This window comes from Actinosynnema sp. NPDC059335 (genome assembly GCF_042752395.1).
Taxonomy (GTDB): domain Bacteria; phylum Actinomycetota; class Actinomycetes; order Mycobacteriales; family Pseudonocardiaceae; genus Actinosynnema.
The window spans coordinates 68,047-75,537 of record NZ_JBHYXZ010000025.1 but is presented as its reverse complement, the minus strand read 5'-3'; the positions used below and the strand labels follow the sequence as shown (position 1 = coordinate 75,537).

Genomic DNA, 7,491 nt, shown 5'->3' with positions numbered 1-7,491 from the left:
GCCCGCACGTCGCCCGTGCGGGCCGGGCCGTCGTCCGGTGCGGACTCTGCTCAGCCTGCGGACGGCGCGTGCAGGATCGCGGCGTACCCGTCCGGTCCGACCGCGACGCACCGGCGCTCGTGCGGCCCGGTGGTGATCTCGCCGACGCGGAACCCGACGGCCGCCGCGCGTTCGCGCGCCTCCTCCAGGTCGGTCACCTTCACCAGCACCGCCGGGCCGTCGTGCACGCGGTCCGCGCCGGACAGCGCCAACCGCCCGCCCGCCACGTCGAACTGGGCCCAGCGGTCGCCGTCCACGAACGTCGGCGGCACGCCGAGCAGCGCGGACCACCGCTCGACCGCGCCGGCGAGGTCGTCTGCGGGGACAACGGGGGCGATGCGTTCGGCAGTCACGTCCTCGACGCTAACCAGGGGCCGCCGGGCGGTCAATCGCCCCCGGCGGATCGGGCAACATCGCGGAAGTGGCCGCCGGTCGCGGGAATCGCGTGGTCCTCAGTGGACTGTTCGCGGTCAGCGGGGCTCGTCGATGCCGGGGACGGTCACGTCGTCGTCCGCGGGCGGCTCGGGGTCGCGCCACTCCTCGGACCGGCTGGGGCGGTTGCCGCGCAAGGTGCCCTCCAGCTCGTGCTTCAACTCGTCGTCCACCAGCGGGCTGTGCTTGTCGCTCTCGCGGTGCATGGGCTCCACGCTCCTCGGGATCGGGTGCTTGCCCCGGTGGAGTACCCCCGCGCGTTCACCCGAACCGCGTCCCCGCGTTCACCCGATGGGTCGAGCGGGACGGTGCGGCGCCAGGCCGAGCGCCACCCGGTCGAGGCGGGTCCGGAGCGCCCTCGGAACGGGCGCGGGCGTCGGAGTGCTAACCGGTCCAGGCGGCGAGGCCCGAGCGGGACGGGGTGGCGTCGGGGAAGGTCGAGGCCAGGGTCCGCGCGTAGCGGCGCGCCTCGGGGGTGGTCAGGTCGGGCGGCGTGAGCCACGGCGTGAGGTGCGGTCGCCGGCCCGCCGGCGGCTCGCCGCCGAGCACCAGCACGTCCGGCGCGTCGGGCGCCACGGCGTGACCGAGGCGGTCGGCCTCGGCCCGCGCGACCTCCGCCGCCTCGGCGGCGCGGGCCGAGCCGTCCGACACGACGGCGAACGGGCCGCCGATCGACGCGACCTCCGCGCGCAGCGCCGCCCGGTCGGCGTCGGTCAGACCGGGCCACGGCAGGTCGCCGCGCCGGCCGGCGAGCTTCGCCGCCAACACGGCCGACGCGTAGTCGGGTCCTTCCGGGCCGCGCACGTCCGGGCCGGTCCACGCCACCCTGCCGGTGTCCACCGGAACGGTGATCCGCTCGCCCTCCCGGTCCAGCCAGAGGTCGCCGCGGCCCTCGGGCAGCCACACCAGCGCCCACCGGCCGGTCGTCCCCTCCCGTGGGCGGGCGGGGACGAGGGCGTTGGGCGCGTTGCCCACCGACAGCGGGACGTCGGAGGTGTGCACGATGTTCCAGCCGGGCATGTGCGGCACCACGAGCACGTCCACCGGCCCGTCGCCGAGCGCCACCCGGGTCAGCACGGGGTCGCCCGCCGCCGGGGAGTTGAGCCGGCCGGCGATGGTGACCTGGCCCAGGCCGGCCAGCAGCACCACGGCCAACGCGGCGCCCGCCACGCGCACCACCGCGGTCGGCGGGCACAGCGCGAGCCACGACACGGCGACGAACGACGCCATCATCGCGATGAAGGCGAACGACAGCGGCGGGCCGGAGAACCACGTGCCGGGGGGGGGGGGGGGGCGGGCCCCCCGCGCGCCCCCCCCGCCCCGCGCGGCCGCCCGCGCGCCGCCCCCCCCCCCCCCGCCCCCGCCCCGCCCCCCCCCACCACGAGCAGGGCCGGCGCCGGTCGCGCCCCGCGCAGCGCCGGGGGAGCGGCCAGCAGCCCGACCAGCGCCACCGCCGCGAACCCCGGCATCCACGTGGCGTCCGCGACGAGCAGCACGGCGACACCGCCGACGCCGGCGCAGGCGGTGACCACCCGGCGCGTCAGCGGCTCCGACGCGCCGGGGGAGAACGGTCGCACGAGCGCCCAACCCGCGACCACGGTCACCGCGCCGAGCAGGAGCAGCCGGAGGAGGGTGAAGCCGAGCGGCAGGCCGAGGGCGCCGTGGTTGTGCACGGGGTCAGGCCGAAGCGCCGACCGGGAGCGCGCAGGCGCACCGCATCTGCGAGCGCTCCTCCGGGCTCGGCCGCATGTGCAGCACCATCGCGACGACCATCGGGATGAAGACGACGGTGTTGTAGAACAGGTGCAGTTCCACCCGCGGGATGACGAGCTGGATGATGCTCGTCGGGGCGGGCCGGCCGAGCAGGTTCGTGCCGACGGACGCCTGGATGATCAGCAGCAGGTGCTCGATGTGGTGCCAGAACTGCAGGCCCAGCGCGATCGTCCACCACGTCTTCGAGCGGCCCACGAACCCCTTGCGCAGCGCGAACAGGAACACCAGCATGACGAGCGCGTAGCCGTAGTGCATGACCTCGGACGTGACGAGCCACGGGAACCAGAGGCCGAGCACGCCCTTGGCCTGCGGGACCGGCCAACCGAGGGCGTAGATCTGCACCGCTTGGGCGATGTGCTCGGCCCAGTGCCCGAGCACGATCACGGTGAAGATCAGCAGTGCCGGCTTGTGCCGGACGGTGTTGAGCGGGCCACCCACCGCGTGGGTGTGGGCATGTGTGTCGACCATGGCTCCTCCTGCTGCGCCGGTCCCGACCGGGTCGATTTCCCCGTGACCAGCGACGATATCGGGTTTCGCGCGCGCCAAGAACGCCTCCGTGCGGAATCGCAAGCATGGAGAAGTCCGGTGCTCCACGCGGCGGTACGGTCCTCCCGCCGGGTCCGCGCGACGACGAGCGTATTGCCTTCCGATGTGCTTTTCGCCTTCCCGATTGCGCTCGTGCGGTTGCCGCGTCGCCAGGGCGTAAGTCCTGGTGGGAGGGGGTGTGCCGACGGCGGGTGGCAGTGCGCTCCGGCGGCTCGAAGAATGATCGACAAGTGTCGGCGCGACGATGGGGCAATCCGGAAGAAGCGCCGACGACCGGTTCGTGCTAAAAGCGCGCGGAGTGCGTGGCCGACCGGGGGGAACCGCCACGGACGGGTGACGTGGTGGCTATTCCGCGTCGGATGTCCGGACTTCTGTGAGGAATGCTCGTCATGTGCCGGGGTTCCCGGCTAGGCCGCCGGGCGGGGGGAGGGGAACAGCGTGAGGAACCGCGCCACCACGGTCTCGTCGCCGTGCACCTCCAGGGCGCCGGACGCGACCGCCTCCGCGAGCGTGTGCCGGCCGGACACCACGTTGTTCAGCGTCACGGTGTCGGTGCGGATCGACGCGTCCGGCTCGGCGACGGGCCGGCGTTCCACGGTCAGCCCGTCGGGTGTCACCTGGGCGAGGAACCCGTCCTCGCCCAGGTGCACCGCCAAATCGGCGACCAGCCCTTCGGCCCGCCCGGGGTCGAACAGGGACCGCAGCGCGAGCATCAGCGAGTCGACGCTGATCGGCCCTTCGCCGCGCAGCCCGTCCGACCGCGCGCCCCACCTGCCCAGCAGGGCGATGACGGGTTCCAGCTCGCGGCCCCACGGCGTCAGCTCGTACACCCACGCGGCCGCCGGCGGCGGGAGCCGGCGACGGCGCACGACGCCCGCCTCGTCCAGCTCGCGCAGCCGCTGCGACAGCACGTTCGGGCTCGCGCCCGGCAGCCCGGTCCGCAGGTCGGTGAAGCGCTTGGCGCCGAACAGCAGCTCGCGCACGACCAGCAACGCCCAGCGCTCGCCGACGAGGTCGAGCGCGTGCGCGATCGGGCACCCGTCGTCGTACCGGCGCTTGGTCGTCACGACCACCAGTCTAGGCCGAGGTGATACGGGTTTCACACCAGTTGGTTGCTTATTAGGACCAACGTCGCTAGGCTGCGGGGTCACGACGTCGAGGCGGACCGGGGATCCGAAGGGTGCCGGCGACCGTGACCGGACGGGTCGCGCTCGCGAGCCCTCCGGGTCGGGCTCCGTGCCGATGCCGCGCTCCGGCCGCACCGCGGGACCCCCAGCCCGTGCCGGCGGAGCGTGAGGGCGGCGCACGGGTCCTTGCCCGGGCCGGTGACCGCCTCCCGCGCGGATGGGTCTGGTACCGGCCCATCCGCGCGGCTGCCCTCGACCGCCGTCCACTCCGGACCGCGCCGGCGGCGTTCCCGCGCGGCCGGTCGACGCGGCGCACCGCCGGTGTCCTCTGTGGTGGCGCGTGCCCCGACAGCCCTTGGCGCACTTTCGATGCGCGTGACGCGCGCCACACCCGTCCCCGGCTCCGGGAGTCGCCCCACGCGCTGCGCCGGCGGGGTCCGGGAGGTCCGCCACGCGGGCCCGTCGTGTCCGGAATGGGCGGACGCCCGCCCTGCCGCCGGGGCCGCGCGGCACGCCGGCGAATCCTGCCCCGATATCGTCCGGCGAGCGTTGAACGGTGGTCCCGCGACGGCGGGAATTCCGCCTCCCGGCGCGGCCGGAAGTCGGTCGGGCCGCGCCTGCGGGCAACGGACGCCACATCTTCGTGATTGCCGTATACCGGTCGAAATCGGACGCGCCGCCCTCGGGCGATATCGCCGTCGCCTGCGGCCGCCGCTCGGCGCGCACCCCGTGCGGACCCGTGACCGGCGGGTCGGACGTTGTCACCCGAAAGGCGCATCAATAACGTCGGCCGGTAGCCGAATATGTCTTCCGTGGTGGTCGGAAATAGACTCCGACCACGTTCGCAAGATCGTCGGGAAGGTGCGGGGGTGAGCGCGTGCGAGGCGATCCATAACGCTGTCAGCGCTCCTTGCGCGGCTTGTCGCGGCCCTGGTAGCTTGCCAAAATCGGGGGTACTGGGGCCGCTGGGGGTCACTGGGGGTTGTGGCGCGGGGATGCGCGCCAGTTCTGCACCGCTCGAAGGTCGTCCGGCGCGCCGGTCGGACGACGGTTTCAGCTTTCATTACATCTGCGAATGGGGGTCGTAGTGGAGGACGTAATAGAACGGGCGGTAGGCCGGGTCATCGACTTCATGCACGAGAATCTCGGTGAGCAGTTCACGATAGACGACATGGCCCGTACCGCCATGTACAGCAAGTTCCACTTCTCCCGGGCATTCCAACGGGTCACCGGGGTGTCACCCGGTCGATTCCTGGCCGCGATCCGGCTACAAGAGGCCAAACGGCTGCTGGTGTGCACCTCTTTGGCCGTGACCGACATCAGCCACCGAGTCGGGTACACCAGCGTCGGCACGTTCAGCTCGAGATTTCGCAGCAGTGTCGGGGTGTCCCCGACGACCTACCGGCAACTGGGGGGACTGACTCCGCCGATCCCCCTGGCGCGCCGGGGTTCCGACGCGCGCACGTCCACCGTGCAGGGGGAGGTCCACGCCCCTTCCGGGAGCGCGCCGGGAATCATCTTCCTGGGGTTGTTCCCGGACCGGATCCCGCAGGGGAAGCCGGTCCGCTGCTCCATGCTCCACCGGCCGGGTCCGTACGTCCTCACCAACGTGCCGCCCGGCACCTGGCACCTGCTGGCCCACTCCGTCGCGCTCGGGCAGGAGTCGTTCCTCGGCGAACGCCGCTTCCCGCAGGACCAGGCGCTGAACGTGGCGTCCTGCGGCCCGGTGTCGGTGCGGGCGGGCGCGCAGGTCAAGGACGTCGACCTGAGCCTGCGCCCGATCGGCACGCTCGACCCGCCCGTCCTGCTCGCGCTGCCGTACATCCGCACCGTCGCGCTCGACGCGGGCGCGGCGAGCTGACGGACGGCGCGACCACCGGAGGACCTGCCGCCCGCCGGACGGCGGGTCCTTCCCACGTCCGGGGTGCGGGATCCCGCACCTCCGACGCGGCCCCGGGAACAACGCCGAGCGCGCCGCGGCCCGCTCCCGCTCCTCCCGCGAGGCCACCCGCGACCCCGGAACCCGGTCACCGCCGTGGCGCACCGCCGAAGCGATCCGCGTTGTGACCGAAGCCACGTTTGTTCTCGTGACCGCCGAACGGTCCGGTCGCGCACCGCCGATCAGCGCACGGACCAGGGCGGGAGCGTGCCCGCACGGCCGACCGCGCCCCGTGCGGCGGTAACTCGAACGGCCCAACGAACCGTCTCGCGCTTCGGTAGGCCGTACCGACCGTGACCGGCGGGACGGCCCGCCGAACCGCCCCGCGCAGCTCCGCGGCCGGGTCGGCGACCCCCGCGAACCGCCACTCCGCGACCCGCGGAACCGCACCTCGCGCCGGGCGGTCGTCGGGCGGCCGAACCCCTGAACCGGGCCCCACACCCGACGATTGGCCGGGGGCGGGCCCTCGAACCACCCTTCGTGCCCGGCGGTGGCGGGGCGGCCGAACCCTCGAACCACCCCGGACCGCCCCTCGCGCCCGGCGGTGGCGGAACCCCCGCACACGACGGCGGCCCGCCACCGCGGAGGTGACGGGCCGCCGGTCGGTCGGTGCGGCGGTCAGGTGGTGACCACCGCGCCCTGCTTCGGCGCGCCGTTGAACGCCGGCTCCGCGGCGGGGGGTTCCACCGGGAGCGCCCGCTCGGCGGCGAGCGCCTTCAGCGCCTCCTGCTCGCGCCGGTGCTTCTCGATGAAGTGGACGGTCCAGTGGAAGCCGCCCCGGATCAGGCAGACGATCGCGGTGGCGAAGAACAGGCCGTACGCGATGCTCATGCCCATCAGGACGCCGTACACCGCCGCCACGCCGCCGCCGAACGCGATCTGGGCGGCCGGTTTGGACGGTGAGGTGCCCGGGTCGGTCACCATGTAGTTGGTGTAGAGCACGAACGCGATGCCCGTCATCATGCCGAGCCCGGCCGGGATGGAGACGTCCAGCACCATGCCGCGGATCACGGCCTGGAGGGCGAACCCGACCAGCCACGCGATGATCAGCCACAAGCGGCCGGTCAGCATGCCGTTCAGCATGGTGCCCGCGCTGAGGATGATGAGCGGGATCAGCAGGTCCCAGAACGTGCCCACGTGCTCGCTGAAGTGGTACGGCGGCGCGACCGACGCCCAGGGGAACACCAGCAGCACGACCGCGATGCCGAAGTTCGACGGGTTCATGTAGTGCCGCAGCCGGCCCTTCACCGGCGCGCGGAGGACCCACTTCGCGCCGACCGCCACGACCACGCCGAAGATCATCACCCAGACCTGGTCGTTGACGTAGGTCAACATGTTCACCGCCAGGGCGGTGATGTGCGAGGGGTAGAGGAACTCCACCATGCCCTTCAGGCCGCGGCCCGCGTAGCGGGGCGTGCGCTTCTCCTGCCGCGCGCCGATCCACTCCAGGCCGATCTCGACGGTGTAGGCCGTGGCGAGGGCGATGAACGGCCACAGCCACGCCTGTTCGAACCCGAGGACCGTGTAGCCGAAGATGTTGAAGACGCTGATGGAGATCGCGAAGTTCCTGAGTGCCTTGGTGACCTTGGGGTCGTGCCGCGGCGGGCCGGCTGCTGCCGTGGTCTCGGCCATGTC

7 protein-coding genes and 1 pseudogene are annotated in these 7,491 nt (G+C 73.3%); 1 reads left to right on the top strand and 7 read right to left on the bottom strand.

The features are described from left to right. Positions 1–50: 50 nt before the first annotated feature. From ACFXGA_RS11230 to ACFXGA_RS11205, 6 genes and pseudogenes are all read right to left on the bottom strand, one after another. Entirely contained in the window at positions 51–392 is a 342-nt protein-coding gene (locus ACFXGA_RS11230) for a VOC family protein (RefSeq protein WP_378086628.1), read from the bottom strand. Between the two features lie 117 nt (positions 393–509). Continuing rightward, entirely contained in the window at positions 510–677 is a 168-nt protein-coding gene (locus ACFXGA_RS11225) for a hypothetical protein (protein ID WP_378086626.1), read from the bottom strand. Between the two features lie 178 nt (positions 678–855). After that, a complete protein-coding gene (locus tag ACFXGA_RS11220) occupies positions 856–1,944 on the bottom strand; it encodes a DUF6239 family natural product biosynthesis protein (RefSeq protein WP_378086624.1) in 1,089 nt (362 codons plus the stop codon). Continuing rightward, positions 1,866–2,144, bottom strand: a pseudogene (locus ACFXGA_RS11215) (DUF6239 family natural product biosynthesis protein); the annotation flags it as partial. The gene ACFXGA_RS11220 and the pseudogene ACFXGA_RS11215, both read right to left, overlap by 79 nt. 4 nt (positions 2,145–2,148) lie before the next feature. Next, on the bottom strand, positions 2,149–2,712 hold the full coding sequence (locus ACFXGA_RS11210) for a hypothetical protein (protein WP_378086622.1): 564 nt from the start codon (positions 2,710–2,712) through the stop codon (positions 2,149–2,151). A 485-nt stretch (positions 2,713–3,197) separates the two neighbouring features. Next, a complete protein-coding gene (locus ACFXGA_RS11205; protein WP_378086620.1) occupies positions 3,198–3,857 on the bottom strand; it encodes a winged helix-turn-helix transcriptional regulator in 660 nt (219 codons plus the stop codon). 1,147 nt (positions 3,858–5,004) lie between these two features. Here ACFXGA_RS11205 and ACFXGA_RS11200 point away from each other — a divergent pair. Beyond that, positions 5,005–5,778, top strand: a complete 774-nt coding sequence (locus ACFXGA_RS11200) for a helix-turn-helix domain-containing protein (RefSeq protein ID WP_378086629.1) — start codon at positions 5,005–5,007, stop codon at positions 5,776–5,778. A gap of 696 nt (positions 5,779–6,474) precedes the next feature. Here the strand turns inward: ACFXGA_RS11200 and ACFXGA_RS11195 are convergent. Further along, complete coding sequence (locus tag ACFXGA_RS11195; protein WP_378086619.1) at positions 6,475–7,488, bottom strand: enediyne biosynthesis protein; 1,014 nt, start codon at positions 7,486–7,488, stop codon at positions 6,475–6,477. Positions 7,489–7,491 lie beyond the last annotated feature (3 nt).

Bases quoted from the DNA above. Each gene is read 5' to 3' on its own strand.
- ACFXGA_RS11225 (WP_378086626.1), bottom strand. From the start codon at position 677: ATGCACCGCGAGAGCGACAAGCACAGCCCGCTGGTGGACGACGAGTTG.
- ACFXGA_RS11195 (WP_378086619.1), bottom strand. From the start codon at position 7,488: ATGGCCGAGACCACGGCAGCAGCCGGCCCGCCGCGGCACGACCCCAAG.
- ACFXGA_RS11210 (WP_378086622.1), bottom strand. From the start codon at position 2,712: ATGGTCGACACACATGCCCACACCCACGCGGTGGGTGGCCCGCTCAAC.